Source organism: Sphingomonas sp. UBA978, from assembly GCF_002292295.1.
Lineage (GTDB): Bacteria > Pseudomonadota > Alphaproteobacteria > Sphingomonadales > Sphingomonadaceae > Sphingomonas.
The window spans coordinates 14,144-32,321 of record NZ_DBBS01000013.1; the positions used below are offsets into that span (position 1 = coordinate 14,144).

Genomic DNA, 18,178 nt, shown 5'->3' on the forward strand with positions numbered 1-18,178 from the left:
TGGTGTAGGGCATAAGCCATTCCGATGTCGCGCGTCCCGATCCCCCGCCATTACGGCCTCGACTGGCTGCGCGTCGCCGCCTTCGCGATCCTGATCGTCTATCACGTCGGCATGGTCTTCGTGCCCTGGGGGTTCCACGCGAAGAGCCCGCATGGTGCCGATTGGGCGGTGCTGCCGATGCTGGCGGTCAACGCCTGGCGCCTCAGCCTGTTGTTCGTCGTATCGGGCTATGCCAGCCGCGCGCTGCTGACCCGTGCGCCGGGCGTGGGGCATTTCGTGCGGCAGCGGACGCTGCGGCTGCTGGTGCCGCTGGCGTTCGGCGTCGCGGTGATCGTGCCGCCGCAGAGCTGGGTCGAGTTGGTGACGCAGCACGGCTATGCGGGCGGCTTCGCCGGCTTCTGGGCGCGCGACTATTTCCGCTTCGGCGCGCTCGGCGGCATCGTCCTGCCCGCGCTCAACCATCTCTGGTTCGTGCTCTATCTGTGGATGTACACGCTGGTGCTGGGCGTGGCGGTGGTGGCGATCCGCTGGCGCGGGCTGCAGGCCATGTTCGACCGCGTCTTTGCCGGCGTCGCCTTGCTCGTCCTGCCGGCGGCGTGGCTGGTGTGCATCCATGGCTGGTGGTTCCCGATGGGCTATGAGACGCACGACCCGATTCATGATGCGATGGCGCACCTCAGCTATCTGCCGGCGTTCCTGTTCGGCTTCGCGCTGGCGGGATCGGCGCCGGTGCTCGCCGCCTGCGTCCGCTGGCGCTGGACGGGCGCGGCGATGGGGATCGCGGGCTATGGCTTCATCCTCGCGGTGGAACTGGGCCTCGACGGCGGCACGCCGCGCTGGGTCTATCCGCTGTACGGCGCTGCGCATGCAATCCAGCAATGGGGGACGATCGTCGCGCTGATCGGCTTCGCCGAGCGCCATTGGAACCGCGACGCGCGTCTCCGGCCGATGCTGACCGAGGCGGTGTTCCCCTTCTACCTCGTCCACCAGACGATCATCGTGCTCGTCGCCTATTGGCTGATCCCGGCAAACCTGCCGGGCGGCGCCGAATTCGCGATCCTGATCGCGGCGACCGTCGCCGGCTGCTGGCTCTTCTATCTCGCCGGTCGCCGCATCGCGCTGCTGCGCCCGCTGATCGGCCTGCGTCCCCTGCCCCATCCCGCACATAAGGCTGCCCGATGACCGAAACCCCCGACTGGTCGCCCGATTGGTCTCTGGTGATTCACGGCGGCGCCGGATCGATCGAGCGCCACCGGCTGACCGCGGCGCAGGATAGCGGCGCCCGCGCCGGGCTGGCGCACGCGCTCGACACCGGCAGCGCGATCCTGTCCGACGGCGGCAGCGCGGTCGACGCGGTCGAGGCGGCGGTGCGCGTGCTGGAGGAAGACCCGCATTTCAACGCCGGCCGCGGCGCCGCCTTCGCCCGCGACGGCAGCATCGAACTCGATGCCGCGATCATGGACGGCCACACCCGCGCCGCCGGCTCGGTCGCCGGAATCACCGCGACACGCTCGCCCGTCGGCCTCGCCCGCCGGGTGATGGAGGCAAGCCCGCACGTGCTGCTGAGCGGCGCCGGCGCGGAAATCTTCGCCCGCGAACAGGGGCTCGCCGCGGCCGAGCCGGGCTGGTTCGCAACCGACGAACGCCGCCGCCAGCTCGACGAACTGCTCGCGCGCAATGCCGACGCCTTCGACGTCGACATGAAATACGGCACGGTCGGCGCAGTGGCACGCGACCGGGCGGGGCATCTCGCCGCCGCCACCTCGACCGGCGGCGTCACCGGCAAGCGCTGGGGCCGGATCGGCGATTCGCCGCTGATCGGCGCGGGGACGCACGCCGACGACCGGTCGAGCGCCGTGTCCTGCACCGGATCGGGCGAATTCTTCATCCGCATCGGCGTGGGGCATGAGATCGCCGCGCGCATCCGCCTCGCCGGCGACACGCCGCAGGTCGCCGCCGATACGGTGATGGCGGAGGTGCAGGCGCTCGGCGGCACCGGCGGGGTGATCGTCACCGGCCCGGCCGGAGAGGCGCTGTGGAGCTTCACCACCCCCGGCATGTACCGCGCCCGCGCCACCGCGGCGGGCCTGCGCGAGGTGGCGATCTACGGCGACGAATGACCGGCTTTTCATTGGAGCGGCGCGCCCGAACCGCTAAAGCCAGTCATATGAAATCGCTTCGCTTTGTCGCCGCCGCGCTACCGGCCCTCCTGTTCGCCGCGCCGGCGTCGGCCTATTGGGAATTCGGGCACGAGACGGTGGCGAAGATCGCCTATGCCAATGTCGCGCCGCGCACCCGCGCCGCGATCCGCCGGCTGCTCGCCGAGACGCCGCGACTCGACACGCCGACCTGCCCCGCGACGACGATCGAGGGGGCGAGCGTCTGGGCCGATTGCATCAAGCCGCTCAAGGGGCCCGACGGCAAGTCGCGCTTCGGCTATGCCTATACCTGGCACTTCCAGGACGTGAACATCTGCCAGCCCTTCACGCTGGAGGAGGCGTGCAAGGACGGCAATTGCGTCTCCGCGCAGATCACCCGCGACGTCGCGATCCTCAAGGACAGGCGCGCGACGCCCAAGGCGCGGGCCGAGGCGCTGGTGTTCCTGATCCACTTCGTCGGCGACCTGCACCAGCCGCTGCATGCCGGCGAGAAGAACGACAAGGGCGGCAACGACCTCGCCGCCGCTTATGGCAGCTACAGCCCCAAACGCTTCAACCTGCATTCGATCTGGGACGGCACGCTCGCTGAGCGCGCGATCACCAGCGGGCCGTCGCTGGTCCGCCGCTATCCCGCGGCCGAGCGGCGGCGGATCGCGGCGGGAACGGTCGAGGACTGGAGCCGCGAATCGTACAGGATCGCGCATGACGTCGTCTATGCGAGCGCGTTGAACGGCGATCCCTGCGCGCCCTCGCCGGCCAAAGTGACGCTCGACGAGGCGACGATCGAACGGATCGTCCCGGTCGCGCGACTGGAAGTGGAGCGCGGCGGGTTGCGGCTGGCGAAGCTGCTCGACGCGGCGCTGGGCTGACGACCGTTTCCCCGCGCTACCAGCGCCATCGCCACCCGCCGCGGGTATGGCGGCGGGCAATCAGCGCGAATACGATGGTCGCCAGCGCGATGATCCCCAGCGACCAGGATTGCGCGAACATCGTCGCGCCGGCAAGGATCGCGATATAGGCAGCGGCGAGTGCTCAGCCCTGCCACGCGATCGACATGCCGGCGCCATAACCGAAACGCTTGGCCGCGAACCATGCGCCGCGATCGTCCTTCCCCCGGGCATCCGTACCGTCGGTCATACGTCCTCCTCCTTCTTCGGCCGCCCGCGCTTCGCCGCGACCGGCGCGTCCAGCTTCACCCCCCGCCGGGCCAGTGCTTCACGGAGGAGGCATTCAACCTGTGCATTGATACTGCGCAGGTCGCCCGCCGCCGCGCGCTCGATCGCCGCATAGAGGGCGGGATCGAGGCGGAGGGGAAACGCCTTCTTGGGGGGAACCGTCATCCGCCGTCGCTTACTGGTAGAGCGAGCCGGCGTTGACGACGGGCTGGGTGTCGCGCTCGCCGCACAGCACCACCATCAGGTTCGACACCATCGCCGCGCGGCGTTCGTCGTCCAGCTCGACGACGTTCTTCGCCGACAGCTGCGCGAGCGCCAGCTCGACCATGCCGACCGCGCCCTCGACCAGAGTCGTGCGCGCCGCGACCACCGCCTGCGCCTGTTGCCGGCGCAGCATCGCGCCCGCGATCTCCTGCGCATAGGCGAGATGGGTGAAGCCGCATTCGTCGACGGTCATCCCCGCCACCACCAGCCGCGCGATCAGTTCGGTGCGCAATGCGCCGCCGACCGTGTCGTGGTTGCCGCGCAGCGTCACCTCCTGATGCTCGTAATCGTCATAGGGGTAGCGCGAACCGATCGTCCGCACCGCCGCCTCGATCTGCACGTTCACGAACGCCTTGTAATCGTCGACGTCGAACAGCGCCTGCGCGGTATCGGTGACGCGCCACACCACCTGCGCCGCCATCTCGATCGGGTTGCCGCGCAGATCGTTGACCTTGATCCGTTCGGAGATGACGTTGTTGGCGCGCACCGACACCTTGCGCCGCATCAGCCACGGCAGCACCCAGCGCAGGCCGCTGGTCCGGTCGGTGCCGGCATAGCTGCCGAACAGGGTGATCGCCGCCGCCTGATTGGGTTGCAGCATGTAGAAGCCGCCCGCGATGAACACCGTGCCGAGCGCGCAGGCGATCGGCACGATCGCCATGATCGGCGGCGACAGTTCGTTCGCCAGCCGGACGATGGCGATCACGCCGATCGCGACCAGCACCGCCGCAATCCCCAGCATCGGATAGCCGCTCGTCGTGTGCGCCCGCCGTTCCTGCGATCGCGTAAGACTCCCCTGTTCCACCACCCTGTCCTCCGTTTAATGTGATATCACATTTATATCGGATTTCAGGGGACGCAAGGGGATTCGACGACGCCCTTCCTCACCCGTCATCCCGACCTGCGTCGGGACGACGAATATGGGCTCAGTTCAGCACGATCGTCACGGCACGGCGGTTCTGCGCCCAGCTCGATTCGTCCGAACCCAGCGCGACCGGGCGTTCCTTGCCGTAGCTGATCGTGGTCAGCCGCGACGGGTCGATGCCGCGCGCGACCAGATAATTCTTGGCGGCATTGGCGCGGCGATCGCCCAGGCCGAGATTGTATTCGCGCGTGCCGCGTTCGTCGGCATGGCCCTCGATCGTCGCCCGCACCTGCGGAAAGCGCTGCAGCCACGATGCCTGGCTGTCGAGGATCGCGCGCGCCTCGGGGTCGATGTCGGTCTGGTCGAGGCCGAACAGGATGGTGTTCGAGCTGACCGAGCGGCGGAAGTCGGCGTCCGACCCGGGAACGACGGCGCCATCGACATTGCCGGTCGCCGGCGGCGGCGTGTTGAGGCCGGCGGTATTGTCGACCGGCGGCGGCGGCAGCTGCTTGGGCTTGCTGGCGCAGGCCGCCAGCGACGCGAGTGCGGCCGCGGTCAGCAGCGTGTTGGTGAGCTTTGCCATGATCGTATCTCCCGTGGTGATCGTTTCGCCCCCGAAATCCACCCTGTCGTAACGCGCTACGGCCGCAAGGGTCCCCAGGCCGGGTCGGACCCGTCGAGCGGCGTCGGTATCCGGCGCTCGACCTGGCCGGTCAGGTCGACCATCCACAGGTCCGCCTTGCCGCCGCTGCCCGCGCCGGAGCGGTAGAAGGTGATGACGCGGCCGTTGGGCGACCAGCTCGGCCCCTCGTCCTGGCCATTGGTCAGGATCTTCTCGCCGCCGCCCGACGGCGACATCGTGCCGATGCGGAAGCTGCCGCCCAATTTGGTGAAGGCGATCAGGTCGCCGCGCGGGCTCCACACCGGCGTCGCATAGCGGCCGCCGCCGAAGCTGATCCGCTGCTGGTTCGAACCGTCGGCGTTCATCACATAGATCTGCTGGCCGCCCGACCGGTCGCTCTCGAACGCGATGCGCGATCCGTCCGGCGAATAGCTGCCGCCGGTGTCGATCCCCGGCGACGTCGTCAGCCGTTGCGGCGTACCGCCGGCGCTCGACACGCGATAGATGTCGGTGTTGCCGTTCTGCGCCATCGAAAACAGGATGTAGCGGCCGTCCGGCGAGAAGCGCGGCGCGAAGGTGAGGCTGACGTTCTGCACCACCCGGCGCGGCCGCCCCGAGCCGAGATCGTAGACGTAGATCGACGGCCGGTCGTTCTCGTAGCTCATATAGACGATCGACTGCTGGTTGGGCGCGAAGCGCGGCGTCAGCACGATCGACTGGCCGTTGGTCAGGAAGCGGTGGTTGGCGCCGTCCTGATCCATGATCGCGAGCCGCTTGATCCGCTTGCCCTTGGGGCCGGTTTCGGAAACGTAGACGACGCGGCTGTCGAAATAGGGGCCTTCGCCGGTCAGCCGCGCATAGACCATGTCGGCGCATTTATGCCCGGCGCGACGCCAGTCGCCGGGCGACACGACGAAGCCCGACCGGGTCAGCTCGACCTTCGAAAAGACATCGTACAGATAGCAGCCGATCGTCAGATTGCCGTCGCCATTGGCGCGGACGAAGCCCTGCACCAGCGCCTGCGCGCCCGTACCGCCCCAATAATCGAACTGCGGCGCGTTGACTTCCGGAAAGGCGACGGGGCGCAGCTGGTTGCTGCCGAGCGGGGTGAACAGGCCGGAATTGCGCAGATCGTTGGCGATGATGTCCGCCATCTGCCGGCCGAGCACGTCGGTCGATCCCGCCGGGGTCGAGACGATCTGCGCGGTCGGCATCGCCGGAATGGCGATCGGCATCGGCGCGGAAACGCCGCCGGTGACGGAGACTTCCAGCGGTGCCGGCCCCTGCTGGCCGGCGGCGGCCTGATCCTGCGGCGCGGGCGCGGGGGCGTCCTGCGCGAACGCCGGCACGGCGGTGGTGACGCTGAGCGCGACTAGCAGAGACCGGATCATACGCATCCTCAAAAACCCTTTCGCACGCGCGATACGCTACGGCTTAGCACAGCTTCCCCGTCCCCCCGAACCGTTCCGGGGTGACGGGAAATGCGGACGCCGCCGTCATTGCAGCTTCCACTGGAAGTTGATGTTGTTCCACCCGCCCGACGGCGTCGAATAATATTCGGCGGGCAGCTTCAGCGGGGCGCAGCCCTTGAACGCGGCGACGCCGAGATCGACGACGCGCTGGCGATAGCGGTCGTTCTCGTCGGTGACGCCGGACTGGCGGACCATGCGCGGCGTGGCGGCGAGCGTGCCGTCCTCATTGAGGCGCAGGTTGAGCGTCGTCACGATCTCGTTCGCGCCCGGACCCGGATTGACCTGCCGGTCGGCGCACGGCTGGATCTGGCGGGCGATCGCCTGCACGATCGACGCCATCGCCCGCGCATCGACCTTGGCGGCGCGCGGCGCGGTCGACGTGCTGGTCGACGGTTCGCTGGTCAGCCCGTCGAGGAAGTTGCTCCCCAGCCGCGATCCGCGTGGTTTCGCCGCGGTCGATGTCGGCTTGCTGCCGGTGCCTTTCGCCGCCGCCGGCTTCGACGGTGCGGCGGGCGCCTTCGATGCCGTTTTGGCCGGAGCCGCGGGCGCGGGCTTGGCCACCGGACGCGCCGGAGCGGGTTTGGCGGCAGGCTTGGCCGGCGCCTCGGCGGGACGCGGCTTGGGCTGTGGCTTCACCGGCGCGGGCTTTGGCTGCGGGGCCGGGGCGGGCGCCGGCTTGGGCGGGGCGGGCTTCGGCGGCGCGGGCCTGGGCTGCGGCACCGGCGGGGCGGGTTCGGGCTCCGGCTCGGGTTCGGCCACCGTCTCGGCCGGCGGCGCGGCATCCTCGGGCGCACCCTCGTCGGGGGCGACCGACTGCGCCGGCGGGGTCACCGCCTGCGGCGCCGTCGCCTCCAGCCCGACGTCCTCGACCAGGCTGACCTCCATGGGGGTCTGCTGCAGCTTTTCGGGATTGGGCGTCGAGAGAAAGCCGACCGACAGCAGGCCGAAGAGCACGACATGCCCGACGACCGCGACGCCCAGCCCGACCTTTTCCGCCCGATCCATCACTGCGCCGCCGATCCGCCCTCTACGGTCAGCAGCGACACGCGGTTGAGGCCGGCGCGGTTGAGTTCGCCCATCACCCGCATCACCCGGCCATAGTCGAGCGCGCGGTCGGCGCGCAGGAACACCTGCGGCGGTTCGCCGCCCGCCTGTACTGCGGCGATCTGCTCCAGCCGCTGCGGCAGGCTCGTCTCGGCGATTTCCTCGTCGTCGATGAAGAGCTTGCCCGCGGCGTCGAGCGACAGCTGTACCGGCTTCTGGTCCTGATCGAGCGCCTTGGCGCGGCTGTCCGGCAGGTTGACCGGTACGCCCGCGGTCAGCAGCGGCGCGGTGACCATGAAGATGATGAGCAGCACCAGCATCACGTCGACCAGCGGCGTCACGTTGATGTCGGCGACCGGCGCACGACGGCCACGCCCCCGGCTGGACGGCAGGTTCATCGCCATGTCATGCCCCTCCCGCGGGCAGGAAAGGGCCGTGTCCGGGACCCATCACCGGCCACCGTCCAGCTGGCGCGACAGCGTCGTGTGGAAGCCGTCGGCGAAGCGGTTCAGCGCCGCCTCGATCCGGTTCACGCCGTGGCTGAAGCGGTTGTAGGCGATCACCGCGGGGATCGCCGCGAACAGGCCGATCGCGGTCGCGAACAAAGCCTCGGCGATGCCCGGCGCGACCACCGCCAGCGACGAATTCTGCGCCTGCGCGATGCCGGTGAAGCTGCGCATGATGCCCCATACCGTCCCGAACAGGCCGACGAACGGCGCGACCGAGCCGATCGTCGCGAGGATGTTGAGCCGGTCGCTGATCCGGTCGATCTCCATCGCCGCCGCCGCGCCCATCGCGGTGGCGAGCCGTTCGCGCGTCCCGTGCTTGTCGATCGACCCGCCCGCGGTCGACCGGCGCCATTCCTTCACGCCGGCGGCGAAGACGCGGGCCGAGGGCAGGTCCTTGTCCGCCTCCGCCTTGTAGAAGGCGTCGATGTCCTCCGCCTTCCAGAAGTCGCGCTCGAAGCCGGTCATGCCCTTGCGGATGCGCCCCAGCCGTCGCCAGAAGGCAATGATGAGCGCCCAGGTCCACACGCTGGCGAGCAGCAGCCCGCCCATCACGCCCTTCACCACCCAGTCCGCCTGAAGGAACAGTGCGACGGGCGATAGCGTCGCCGCATCCATGTTGAACACCGGATTCATGAATTGGTCCCCTGCCAGATCAGGCGTTGGTAGATGTCCGTCCAGCCGGCCGGTTGACGTTTCGGCCGTCCCGATGGCGCAACCAGCGCCGCCGTGACCTCGGCCTCGGTCAAGACAAGCGAACCGCGCCTGACTGTTTGATGAATGACGACGCTGGCGGCGCGCACCGCGTGAATGCGGCTGACGACGAGCAGCGCATCGTCGAGCCTCGCGGGCGCGCGATAGCGGATCGCGAGGTCGGCGACGGCATAGGCGCCCTCGCCCGCCTCATGCACGGCGCGCTGGTCGATGCCGGCGACGCGGAGCATGTCGGAGCGCGCCCGCTCCATGTATCTCAAATAGTTGGCATGATAGACGACGCCCGACAGATCGGTATCCTCGAAGAACACGCGCAGCGGATACCGGTGCTCGCGACCCTCGAAGCGGCCTGCCTGCGGCTGGTCTGGACCATCATCGCTCATCCTGCCGCGCGTTAACCGAACCCACGCGCAGGGGGAACCCCGATCAGTCGGTGACGGTCGCGCTCGCCTCGGCGAAGATGCTGGGATCGAGTTCCAGCCGCGGCCGCGCGGCGGGCGTCGCGACGGGGATCGCCTGCACCGTCCGCGGGGCGGCTTGCGCAATGTTCGTCATCGCCATCCGGCTGGCGGCGGCGCGCTCGGCCCGCCATGCGTCATAGGCGGCGTAGAAATCGGTGAACGGCTTTTCGAGCACGGCGAGGCGGCCGCTGGCGAAGGCGGGCAGATCGGCGGGCGCGACCGTCGCGCCGTCGGCGAGCGTCGCGACGGCGGCGTTGCAGAAGGCGTCGCGGGCCTGTGCCTGCGAGAAGAAATTGTAGAGCCGCGTCATCTGGTCGTCGTAGCGGTCCTGCCAGTCGCCGCCCTTCGCCCCGAACCGCGTCTTGTATTCCGCCGTCAACCGGGTCTGCGCGGCGTTGAGCGTCGCCTTCTGGCTGGCGAGCAGCGCATTGTAGCCGGCGACGATCGTCGCCTCGTCCGGTCCGCGACAGGCGAGCGCGGCGACGTTGAGCGCGGCGCGCAGATGCCAGACCGCACCGTCGCCGGACAGGTTGCGATTGGGCGTGGCATAACGGCCGTCGCTCATCAGCGCCGGGATCTGCATGCCGACATAGGCCCCCTTGGGCATCGCCAGCGGTGCGGGCGCGGGCGCAGGCGGCGGCGGTGGTGCGACCGCGACCAGCTTCGGCCGGACCGCGCAACCGGCGAGCAGCGCGAGGCCGACGGCAGTGAGAGCAACATAACGGCGCATCGCCAACTCGTCCTTCCTGCCCCCCGGCAGGGAAGGGTTTGGCCGAACAATGGTTAACGCAGGGTAAGGATGGAATGCGGCCCGTCGCATTCCATCCGCCGCATCGCCGAAAGCGTCTAGCCCGCGCGCTTTTCCAGTGCCGAGGCCGCTTCGGCCATCAGCGCGCCGATGATCTCGGCGATCGGCTCTTCCTTCGTCACCATGCCGACCGACTGGCCGGCCATCACCGAACCATGTTCGATATCGCCGTCGATCACCGCGCGGCGCAGCGCGCCCGCCCAATAATGTTCGATCTGCAGCTGCGCCTCGAGCATCTCGACCTTGCCGCCGTCGAGCAGCAGCGCCACCTCGCGCTGCTTGGCGCCGAACAATTCGCCCGCCGCATTCTTCAGCGCGCGGACCGGGATCACCGGCAGGCGCGGGTCGATCTGCACGCTGGCGATCGCATCGCGCGCGGAGGCGCGGATGAACGCCTTCTTGAAATTGGCATGCGCGATCGATTCGGTCGCGCAGACGAAGCGCGTGCCGAGCTGGACGCCCGCGGCACCCATGTCGAGATAGCCCGCGATCGCCTCGCCGCGGCCGATGCCGCCGGCGACGAACACCGGCACCAGCTCGGCGATCTCGGGCAGCATCTCCTGCGCGAGCACGCTGGTCGACACCGGGCCGATGTGGCCGCCGGCCTCCATCCCCTCGATCACCAGCGCATCGACGCCCGAGCGGATCAGCTTCTTCGCCAGCGCCAGCGTCGGTGCGAAGCAGATCACCTTCGCGCCGCTCGCCTTGATCGCCTCCAGCGCGCCCTTGGGCGGCAAGCCGCCCGCCAGCACGACATGGCCGACCGCATGCTTCGCGCAGACCGCGATCAGGTCGAACAGCGCCGGATGCATGGTGATGAGGTTCACGCCGAACGGCCGGTCGGTCATCGCCCGGGTCGCGGCGATCTCCGCATCGAGCAGGTCGGGCGTCATCGCCCCGCAGGCGATCACGCCGAAGCCGCCCGCATTCGACATCGCCGACACGAGATGGCGTTCGCTCACCCACGACATCGCGCCCGCCATGATCGCGACCTCGCTGCCGAGGAACGCCGCGCCGCGCGCCATCCGGCGGGCCAATCGCGACGAAACGCCGGTTCCGGGGATGTCATACCCTGTCATGTCACTATCCAATCAAGAAACTTGCATCGCAAAAAGTACGGAAAACCGGGAAAATCAAGCGAGCCTGACAGGCCGAGCCCCCGCTGCATCAAAACCCGATCAAGAACTATCCCCAATAGGGATAATAGCCGGCACGCGGGTGATCGGGGTCCGCAGCCTTGATCCTGCCTTCGTCCAGCGCCTGCCGGATTACGCCCGACACCTGCGCCGCATTGCGACGATCGATCCCCAATCGATCGCACAGCGAGGCATTGCGCATGCGGTCACCATCAAGCCACTTCAGAACGGCATGCTGATAGCACGCCCGCACCCGCTCGACAGGCGTCATGTCGGCGAAGGAACGCGGCCCATACAGAATGACCTGCATCGATCCCTGCTCGGCCTGCAATTTGGGTGGTGCCAGATGGGCGCCCTCCACGCTTATCAAGACCTTGTCGAGGCCGCTGCCCTGTTCTTCGCACAAACCCATACGCCGCATCAGCGTGCCGATCATCGCATTACGCGAGCGCGCCGGCAGATCGATCATCCGTTCGGTGCTGACGAGCGGTTCGCCCGGATTCGTGATCTCGAGCCGATCGGCGAACAGGGCGATCTGCGGGCCGGCACCGGTCACCGTCATGTCCTGATGGATCAGAGCGTTCGCGATCAGCTCGCGCAATGCGATTTGAGGATAGAGATCGGTACTCTGCCGCAGCGCGGGTCCAATTTGCTCGACCTGTGGTATGATACCGGAAAGATAGGCGACCAGCCCTTCGAAGCCGCAGGCATACCCCTTGCGGCCGTCCTGACGATGGCTGACCGTCGCAGCGCGATTGCGCCCTTGATAGGCAACGAATCGAACCGCCTTGCGCGCCAGCACTTCGCCAAATTGGTCGAGGTCGGTGGCGAACAGGATGGCGCCGAGATTGCTGATGTTCCAGCGGCCGCCCACATCCCGCACGATCAGCCGATCCGCTTCCAACCTCTCCAGAATACCGGCCTTGCCAGCCGGCAATTGCTGACGGGTCAGCCGGAAATAGGCTGGATAATCGAGCAGCGCGAGAACGGTGTCGTCCTCGACGAAGGTCATGGCGCTCGCGCTTTCCCACACATAGGGACGTAGATTGGCGATCAGGCGCTGAAAGCGTTCGGGAAAATCGGCGAGCTTCGGCGTCGCGTTGCCGACCCGCACATAGGCGGTTCCGGAATATTCGACGGGCGCAACCGTGGCGGCAGGGATTTCCAACAGCACGATTCGACCATCGGGATGGTCCACCGTTCTGAACTGGAACGCGGGGCTGGGACGAAGATGCTGGGCGAGCCGGAATTCGAATGCCTGCCCACCGACCTTCTTGGCATTGGGGTCGAAGTCGGTGCCGACGACGGCTCCGGTGCCATCCTCCACGCCCCACAGGACGCAGGCAATCTCGCGCCCCTCTATGCGGGCCGCATTGGACAGCGCCGACACCAGCTTGCCGATCATATCGGGATCATCGTTGTCCCGCTTGAACTCGACGCACGCATCCTCGAGTCCCGATCGGCGCAACTCATCGATCCACGCGATGTCCCGTTGCGCCGACATGCCACGCCTTCCTAGGCGGCATCCACGGCGTCGAGGCCGTAGGCGGTGTGGAGGACGCGGACGGCGAGTTCGGTTTCGTCCTCGTGGATCAGCACGCTGACCTTGATCTCGCTGGTCGAGATCGCCTGGATGTTGATCCCGCGCGCGCCCAATGTCGTGAACATCGTGCTGGCGACGCCCGCGTGGCTGCGCATGCCGACGCCGACGACCGAGATCTTGGCGACGCGCGTGTCGTGGACCATCTCGGCGAAGCCGATCGCCTCGCGCCCCTGGTTGAGCGATTCGAGGCTGCGCGCCAGATCGGCGGACGGCACCGTGAAGGTGACGTCGGTCGAGCCGTGGTTGTGCGCGATATTCTGGATAATCATGTCGACGTTGATGTTCGCCGCCGCCAGCGGTTCGAAGATCGTCGCGACCGCGCCGGGCTTGTCCGGCACGCTGATGAGCGTGATCTTCGCTTCGTTCTTGTCGTGCGCGATACCGGTGATGAGCTGGCGTTCCACGTCGTCTATCTCCTCTTCGCCGACGATCATCGTGCCGGGCAATGTGTCCGCCATCGGTGCGTCCTCGCCGGTGAAGGACGAGAGCACCTGGACGCGGACCTGTTCCTTCATCGCGAGGCCGACCGAGCGGGTCTGCAACACCTTCGCGCCGACGCTGGCGAGTTCCAGCATCTCTTCATAGGTCACCTTGGCGAGCTTGCGCGCGCGCGGCACGATCCGGGGATCGGTGGTGTAGACGCCGTCGACGTCGGTGTAGATGTCGCAGCGGTCCGCCTTCATCGCCGCCGCCACCGCGACCGCCGACGTGTCCGACCCGCCGCGGCCGAGCGTGGTGATCCGGCCCCTGCCACCATTGGCGTCGTCCGCCACGCCCTGGAAGCCCGGGATCACCGCCACCTCGCCCGCCGACAGGCTGGCGTCCAGCGCCGCGGTGTCGATCGTGCCGATCCGCGCCTTGGCAAAGGCATCGTCGGTGTGGATCGGCAGCTGCCAGCCCATCCACGAGCGCGCCTTGACGCCCGCCGCCTGCAACGCGATCGCGAGCAGCCCGCTGGTGATCTGTTCGCCCGCCGAGACGACGACGTCATATTCGCGCGGATCGTAGAGCGACGACGCCTCGCGGCAGAAACCGACCAGCCGGTCGGTCTCGCCCGCCATCGCCGAGACGACGACCGCGACCTGGTTGCCCGCCTCGACCTCGCGTTTGACGCGCGCGGCGACGCTCCGGATGCGCTCGATCCCGGCCATCGACGTGCCACCGAACTTCATCACGATCCGCGCCATCTGCGTCGCCAAACTCCTTGGGGTAAAGGGGCCGTCCTGATAGGTAGCGGCCATGATAAGCGCAAGCAGCACGATCGATCCCCCGGGCACGAGCACGATCGATCCCCCGGGCGGCAGCACGATCGACCCGCGCGAGGCACGGCATTTCGGCGCCATGGCCAAGGACTGGTGGGACCCGAAGGGTTCGTCGGCGATGCTGCACAAGCTCAACCCGGCGCGGCTCGGCTATATCCGCGCCGCCGTCGACCTGCACTGGGACGGCGACGACACCAGCTTCACGCCGCTCGCCGGCAAGACCGCGCTTGACGTCGGCTGCGGCGCCGGGCTGCTGTGCGAACCGCTCGCGCGGCTCGGCGCAGCGGTGACCGGGATCGACGCGGCGGCGGAGAATATCGCTGTGGCGCAGGCACACGCGGCCCAAAGCGGGCTCACGATCGACTATCGCGCGATCGGCGTCGAGGCGATGACGGAGCGGTTCGACCTCGTCACCAGCCTCGAGGTGATCGAGCATGTCAGCGACCCCGCGGGCTTCGTGCGCGGGCTGGCAGAATCGCTCGCCGACGGCGGCCTGCTGGTGATGTCCACTCCCAACCGCACGCCGCTGTCGCGCCTCGCGCTCATCACGCTGGCGGAGGGGACGGGGCGCATCCCGCGCGGGACGCACGACTGGGACAAGTTCCTCACCCCCGACGAGCTCACCGACCTGATCGTCCGCGCCGGGCTGACCGTCACCGACGTGCGCGGGCTCGGCTTCTCGCCCGCGACCGGGTTCACGCTGAGCGATTCGACGCAGCTCGACTATTTCGTCACGGCGAAGCGCGCCTAGGGTCGTTCCCCGCGATGGATAGGCTGGCCAATCCGCGGCTGCGGCCGCCGATCCTGCTGCTCGTCGGCATCGCCGCGCGCTGGCTGACCTTCGGCAACCCGCTGGTCCATGTCGACGAGGAATTCTACGTCGTCACCGGCATGCGGATGTGGCAGGGCGCGCTGCCCTTCGTCGACATCTGGGATCGCAAGCCGGTCGGGCTGTTCCTGCTCTATGCCGTCCCCGGCGCGTTCGGCTTCCCGGCGGGCATCTGGGCCTATCAGCTGCTCGCGCTCGCCAGCGCCGTCGCCACCGCCGGGCTGATCGGCCGGCTCGCCGGGCGGATCGGCCACGCCGCCGGCGCTACCGCGGCGGGCCTCGCCTATATCCTGTGGCTCGACCTGCTCGGCGGACAGGGCGGGCAGACGCCGGTCTTCTACAATCTACTGACGATCGCGGCGGCGCTGGTGCTGCTGTCCTCGGCATCGTCGCCGCACCGCCGGGCGCTCGGCCTGCTGGTCATGGCGCTGATCGGCGCGGGCCTGCAGATCAAGACGTCGCTGGTGTTCGAGGGCCTGTTCTTCGGCCTGTGGCTGCTCGCCGACGAATGGCGGCTGGTGCGCCGGCCGGCCTGGTTCCTCGGCTATGGCGTGGTGCTGGTCGCGGTCGCGCTGCTGCCCGTCGTCGCGGCGGCGGGCTATTACCTTGCCGCCGGGCAATGGGATGCGTTCGTCTATGCGAACGTCGTGTCGATCTTCCAGCGGGTGCCCGACCCCGCGCCGCTGCTGGCGGGCAATATCGGCAAGCTGGCGCTCATCGTGTCACCAATGGTCGCGCTGGCGGTCGTCGCGCTGGTCCGCGACCGGGCCTGCTCCGATCACCGGCGGGAACGGCGGTTCGTCGCATGGTGGCTGGCGGTGGCGATCGCCAGCGTCGCGGTCTTCCGGCCGTGGTTCGACCATTATGCGCTGCCGATCCTGCTGCCCGGCTGTGCCGCTGCGGCCGGGCTGCTCGGCAGCGCGGCATGGCGCCGTCGCTACACCCCCGCGCTGCTGCTGACCGCCGCGCTCGCCGGGCAGGTCGTGCTGGTCCTGCAGAAGCGCGGCCGCGGCGATGCGCACGAGCTGGCGGCGATGACACAGGCGGTGGGGCGCGGGCCCGGCTGCCTCTACGTCTATTCGGGGACGACGATGCTCTACGCCGCGACTGGCCGCTGTGCGCTGTCGCGCTATCTGATCCCCGCGCACCTGATCCGCGCGCGGGAGGCGGGCGCGACCGGCGTCGACCAGGATAGCGAGATCCGCCGCATCCTCGCGCAGCGCCCCGCGGTCGTGGTGATCCGCCCGCCCTACAAGGGCGAACGCCCGGCGGCGCACCGTCTCGTCATGGGGGCAATGGCGCGCGACTATCGCCTCGCCGCGACGCTGCCGATGGGCAACGAGGCGATCGGCATCTATCACCGCCGCCGATGAAACGCCTGTTCGCCTCGATCCACGACGTCTCGCCCCGCTTCGAGGGCGAGGTCGACCGGTTGCTCGACCATCTCGCGCCCCATGTCGGGCGGCGGCTGGCGATGCTGGTCGTGCCCGATCACTGGTCCAGCGCGCCGATCACCCCCGCCTTCGCGCGCCGCCTGCGCGGCTGGGCGGACGAGGGGATCGAGATGTTCGTCCACGGCTGGACGCATCGCGACGACAGCCGCCACGCCGGTGCCGCCGCGGGGTTCAAGGCGAAGCACATGACCGCCGGCGAGGGCGAGTTCCTCGGGCTCAGCCATGCCGAGGCGTTGCAGCGGATGCGGCGCGGCAAGGCGCTGGTCGAGGATATCACCGGCCGCGCGGCGACGGGCTTCATCGCCCCCGCCTGGCTCTATTCGGACGGCGCGCGCGCGGCGCTGGCGGATGCCGGCTTCGCGCTGGCGGAGGATCATGCGCGGGTCTGGCGCCCGGGCGGCGCGGTGGTCGCGCGCGGCCCGGTCATCACCTGGGCCAGCCGGTCGCGGATGCGGCAGTGGAGTTCGCTCGCCGCCGCCGGCGCGCTGCGCCACGCGCTGCAACCGACCCGCCACGTGCGGATCGCCGTGCATCCGGGCGATACAACCGTACCGGCGCTGCTCGCCAGCATCACCGCGACCTTCGCCGCCTTCGGGCGGCACCGGCCGTCGGCCTATGCGGACCTCTTGCGCGGCTGATCCCGCGCCGCGATCACCGCGGCATAATGCGCGACCAGATCGGCGGCATGCGCCTCGTCGCTGCGCACCCGCGTCGCCGCCACCGCCGCGGCGCGGCGGACGAGGCCGCGGTCGCGCGCCAGCATGCGTAGGATCGCATCGGCGCAGGAATGCGCGTCGCGCTGTTCGTAGACCTCGGCGAACAGCGGATCGGCGATCTCCGCGGTGCCGCCGCCGTCGGGCACGATCAGCGGCGTGCCGCTCGCCAGCGCCTCGGCGGGGACCAGCCCGAACGTCTCGGTGCCGCAGCCGTGTATATAGGCGTCGGCGCTCGCCATGATCGTCGCCAGCCGGTGGCGGTCGTAGACGGGGCGGAACAGGCGGATGTGCGGATTGTCGCCGATATGCTTTTCCAGCGTCTTCGTATCCATCCCCTGCCCGAGGATGACGAGCCCGACCGGCGCCTGCGTCCCGACCCGGCGCACCGCGTCGATCACCGTCGGCCAGCGCTTTTCGGGATGGTGCCGGCCGACGCCGAGCAGCAGTTGCGCCTCCGGCGGCAGGCCGCATTGCTGGAGCAGCGCGGCGCGCAGGCCCTCGTCGCGCAACGCGGGCGAAAAGTGGCGGCGTTCGATCCCCAGCGGCATCGTCGCATCGACGCGCACGCCGCGTGCCCCCAGCTTGCGCGTCAGCGACGGGCCGTTGGTCACCACCGTGTCATAGCCGGCAAGGCAGCGGCCCAGATAGCGGTCGTACCAGGCGAACGCCCGCTCGATCCGCCCGCTGGAGGCCACCGGCTTGAACCAGCGCTTGGCATAGGCCTCGAGATTGTCGTTGTGCATGAAGAACGAGCGGATCGCCCGCCCTTCCCAGCCCGCGACGACCCAGGCGCTGCGCCACGGCGAGCAATTCTCGACCACGTCGGGATCGAGCGCGTCGAGCCGCCGGCGCAGCGGTTCGGCATCCCAGAACAGGCCGTAATTGGCGTCGAACGGCATGCCCATCGCCTTGATGTAATGGACCGCGCCGCCGCCGGGCCGCGCCTCGACCCGGTCCTCGCGGCCGGGGGCGAGCACGATCAGCTCATGCCCCATCGCCGCCAGCACCTCGATCTTGCGGTCGATATAAGTGCGCACGCCGCCGCCGGTCGGCGAATAGATTTCGTTGACGTCGACGATTCTCATGCG

19 protein-coding genes are annotated in these 18,178 nt (G+C 69.0%); 6 read left to right on the forward strand and 13 right to left on the reverse strand.

What is annotated here, in order from left to right:
• Positions 1-24: 24 nt before the first annotated feature.
• From B2515_RS05910 to B2515_RS05920, 3 genes are read left to right on the forward strand one after another with little or no spacing between them, the layout of a single operon-like run.
• Complete coding sequence (locus B2515_RS05910; protein WP_293874773.1) at positions 25-1,182, forward strand: acyltransferase family protein; 1,158 nt, start codon at positions 25-27, stop codon at positions 1,180-1,182.
• Positions 1,179-2,120: an isoaspartyl peptidase/L-asparaginase family protein gene (locus B2515_RS05915; protein ID WP_293874774.1), complete on the forward strand. Its 942-nt coding sequence runs from the start codon at positions 1,179-1,181 to the stop codon at positions 2,118-2,120. The genes B2515_RS05910 and B2515_RS05915 overlap by 4 nt, the downstream gene beginning before the upstream one ends.
• Positions 2,121-2,167: 47 nt before the next feature.
• Positions 2,168-3,028 (forward strand): S1/P1 nuclease, encoded by an 861-nt coding sequence (locus B2515_RS05920; protein WP_293874776.1) that lies wholly within the window; start codon positions 2,168-2,170, stop codon positions 3,026-3,028.
• A 264-nt stretch (positions 3,029-3,292) separates the two neighbouring features.
• Here B2515_RS05920 and B2515_RS05925 read toward each other — a convergent pair whose 3' ends face one another.
• From B2515_RS05925 to B2515_RS05985, 12 genes are all read right to left on the reverse strand, one after another.
• Positions 3,293-3,499, reverse strand: coding sequence for a toxin-antitoxin system HicB family antitoxin (locus B2515_RS05925; RefSeq protein WP_293874778.1), 207 nt, complete (start codon positions 3,497-3,499; stop codon positions 3,293-3,295).
• 10 nt (positions 3,500-3,509) lie between these two features.
• Entirely contained in the window at positions 3,510-4,340 is an 831-nt protein-coding gene (locus B2515_RS05930; RefSeq protein ID WP_293874999.1) for an SPFH domain-containing protein, read from the reverse strand.
• Between the two features lie 184 nt (positions 4,341-4,524).
• Positions 4,525-5,046, reverse strand: a complete 522-nt coding sequence (gene pal, locus B2515_RS05935; protein ID WP_293874779.1) for a peptidoglycan-associated lipoprotein Pal — start codon at positions 5,044-5,046, stop codon at positions 4,525-4,527.
• 56 nt (positions 5,047-5,102) lie between these two features.
• Entirely contained in the window at positions 5,103-6,476 is a 1,374-nt protein-coding gene (gene tolB, locus B2515_RS05940) for a Tol-Pal system beta propeller repeat protein TolB (RefSeq protein ID WP_414711365.1), read from the reverse strand.
• Positions 6,477-6,581: 105 nt separating this feature from the next.
• On the reverse strand, positions 6,582-7,562 hold the full coding sequence (locus B2515_RS05945; RefSeq protein WP_293874781.1) for a cell envelope biogenesis protein TolA: 981 nt from the start codon (positions 7,560-7,562) through the stop codon (positions 6,582-6,584).
• Complete coding sequence (gene tolR / locus B2515_RS05950; RefSeq protein ID WP_293874782.1) at positions 7,562-8,005, reverse strand: protein TolR; 444 nt, start codon at positions 8,003-8,005, stop codon at positions 7,562-7,564. The genes B2515_RS05945 and tolR overlap by 1 nt, the downstream gene beginning before the upstream one ends.
• Positions 8,006-8,050: 45 nt before the next feature.
• Positions 8,051-8,743: a protein TolQ gene (tolQ, locus tag B2515_RS05955; protein WP_293874784.1), complete on the reverse strand. Its 693-nt coding sequence runs from the start codon at positions 8,741-8,743 to the stop codon at positions 8,051-8,053.
• Positions 8,740-9,204 carry a YbgC/FadM family acyl-CoA thioesterase gene (locus tag B2515_RS05960; protein ID WP_349676233.1) on the reverse strand — a complete coding sequence of 155 codons (465 nt, stop codon included), beginning with the start codon at positions 9,202-9,204 and terminating at the stop codon, positions 8,740-8,742. The genes tolQ and B2515_RS05960 overlap by 4 nt, the downstream gene beginning before the upstream one ends.
• A 43-nt stretch (positions 9,205-9,247) precedes the next feature.
• Positions 9,248-10,012, reverse strand: a complete 765-nt coding sequence (locus B2515_RS05970; protein WP_293874786.1) for a hypothetical protein — start codon at positions 10,010-10,012, stop codon at positions 9,248-9,250.
• A gap of 116 nt (positions 10,013-10,128) precedes the next feature.
• A complete protein-coding gene (locus B2515_RS05975) occupies positions 10,129-11,115 on the reverse strand; it encodes an NAD(P)H-dependent flavin oxidoreductase (RefSeq protein WP_293874788.1) in 987 nt (328 codons plus the stop codon).
• Positions 11,116-11,275: 160 nt separating this feature from the next.
• Positions 11,276-12,730, reverse strand: a complete 1,455-nt coding sequence (locus B2515_RS05980) for an ATP-binding protein (protein WP_293874790.1) — start codon at positions 12,728-12,730, stop codon at positions 11,276-11,278.
• An 11-nt stretch (positions 12,731-12,741) separates the two neighbouring features.
• Positions 12,742-14,016: an aspartate kinase gene (locus tag B2515_RS05985; RefSeq protein WP_293874792.1), complete on the reverse strand. Its 1,275-nt coding sequence runs from the start codon at positions 14,014-14,016 to the stop codon at positions 12,742-12,744.
• 52 nt (positions 14,017-14,068) lie between these two features.
• Between B2515_RS05985 and ubiG the strand changes: the two genes are divergently transcribed.
• Genes ubiG through B2515_RS06000 form a run of 3 tightly spaced genes read left to right on the forward strand, consistent with a single transcriptional unit; the run spans position 14,069 to position 17,012 of the window.
• Positions 14,069-14,842, forward strand: coding sequence for a bifunctional 2-polyprenyl-6-hydroxyphenol methylase/3-demethylubiquinol 3-O-methyltransferase UbiG (gene ubiG, locus B2515_RS05990; protein WP_293874794.1), 774 nt, complete (start codon positions 14,069-14,071; stop codon positions 14,840-14,842).
• Between the two features lie 14 nt (positions 14,843-14,856).
• The gene (locus B2515_RS05995) at positions 14,857-16,293 is read left to right on the forward strand and encodes an ArnT family glycosyltransferase (protein WP_293874796.1); all 1,437 of its coding nucleotides are present in this window, start codon (positions 14,857-14,859) and stop codon (positions 16,291-16,293) included.
• Positions 16,290-17,012 carry a polysaccharide deacetylase family protein gene (locus B2515_RS06000; protein ID WP_293874797.1) on the forward strand — a complete coding sequence of 241 codons (723 nt, stop codon included), beginning with the start codon at positions 16,290-16,292 and terminating at the stop codon, positions 17,010-17,012. Before B2515_RS05995 ends, B2515_RS06000 begins: the two co-directional genes overlap by 4 nt.
• Here the strand turns inward: B2515_RS06000 and B2515_RS06005 are convergent.
• The gene (locus tag B2515_RS06005) at positions 16,988-18,175 is read right to left on the reverse strand and encodes a glycosyltransferase (protein ID WP_293874798.1); all 1,188 of its coding nucleotides are present in this window, start codon (positions 18,173-18,175) and stop codon (positions 16,988-16,990) included. The genes B2515_RS06000 and B2515_RS06005 overlap by 25 nt on opposite strands.
• Positions 18,176-18,178: the final 3 nt, after the last annotated feature.

Excerpts from the sequence above, each read along its gene's own strand:
- B2515_RS05960 (WP_349676233.1), bottom strand. The coding sequence starts at position 9,204 with ATGAGCGATGATGGTCCAGACCAGCCGCAGGCAGGCCGCTTCGAGGGT.
- ubiG (WP_293874794.1), top strand. The coding sequence starts at position 14,069 with ATGATAAGCGCAAGCAGCACGATCGATCCCCCGGGCACGAGCACGATC.
- B2515_RS06005 (WP_293874798.1), bottom strand. The coding sequence starts at position 18,175 with ATGAGAATCGTCGACGTCAACGAAATCTATTCGCCGACCGGCGGCGGC.
- B2515_RS06000 (WP_293874797.1), top strand. The coding sequence starts at position 16,290 with ATGAAACGCCTGTTCGCCTCGATCCACGACGTCTCGCCCCGCTTCGAG.
- B2515_RS05930 (WP_293874999.1), bottom strand. The coding sequence starts at position 4,340 with ATGCTGGGGATTGCGGCGGTGCTGGTCGCGATCGGCGTGATCGCCATC.
- B2515_RS05985 (WP_293874792.1), bottom strand. The coding sequence starts at position 14,016 with ATGGCGCGGATCGTGATGAAGTTCGGTGGCACGTCGATGGCCGGGATC.
- tolQ (WP_293874784.1), bottom strand. The coding sequence starts at position 8,743 with ATGAATCCGGTGTTCAACATGGATGCGGCGACGCTATCGCCCGTCGCA.
- B2515_RS05920 (WP_293874776.1), top strand. The coding sequence starts at position 2,168 with ATGAAATCGCTTCGCTTTGTCGCCGCCGCGCTACCGGCCCTCCTGTTC.
- B2515_RS05925 (WP_293874778.1), bottom strand. The coding sequence starts at position 3,499 with ATGACGGTTCCCCCCAAGAAGGCGTTTCCCCTCCGCCTCGATCCCGCC.
- B2515_RS05970 (WP_293874786.1), bottom strand. The coding sequence starts at position 10,012 with ATGCGCCGTTATGTTGCTCTCACTGCCGTCGGCCTCGCGCTGCTCGCC.
- tolR (WP_293874782.1), bottom strand. The coding sequence starts at position 8,005 with ATGGCGATGAACCTGCCGTCCAGCCGGGGGCGTGGCCGTCGTGCGCCG.
- B2515_RS05945 (WP_293874781.1), bottom strand. The coding sequence starts at position 7,562 with ATGGATCGGGCGGAAAAGGTCGGGCTGGGCGTCGCGGTCGTCGGGCAT.
- pal (WP_293874779.1), bottom strand. The coding sequence starts at position 5,046 with ATGGCAAAGCTCACCAACACGCTGCTGACCGCGGCCGCACTCGCGTCG.
- B2515_RS05915 (WP_293874774.1), top strand. The coding sequence starts at position 1,179 with ATGACCGAAACCCCCGACTGGTCGCCCGATTGGTCTCTGGTGATTCAC.
- tolB (WP_414711365.1), bottom strand. The coding sequence starts at position 6,476 with ATGATCCGGTCTCTGCTAGTCGCGCTCAGCGTCACCACCGCCGTGCCG.
- B2515_RS05995 (WP_293874796.1), top strand. The coding sequence starts at position 14,857 with ATGGATAGGCTGGCCAATCCGCGGCTGCGGCCGCCGATCCTGCTGCTC.
- B2515_RS05910 (WP_293874773.1), top strand. The coding sequence starts at position 25 with ATGTCGCGCGTCCCGATCCCCCGCCATTACGGCCTCGACTGGCTGCGC.
- B2515_RS05980 (WP_293874790.1), bottom strand. The coding sequence starts at position 12,730 with ATGTCGGCGCAACGGGACATCGCGTGGATCGATGAGTTGCGCCGATCG.
- B2515_RS05975 (WP_293874788.1), bottom strand. The coding sequence starts at position 11,115 with ATGGCGCGCGGCGCGGCGTTCCTCGGCAGCGAGGTCGCGATCATGGCG.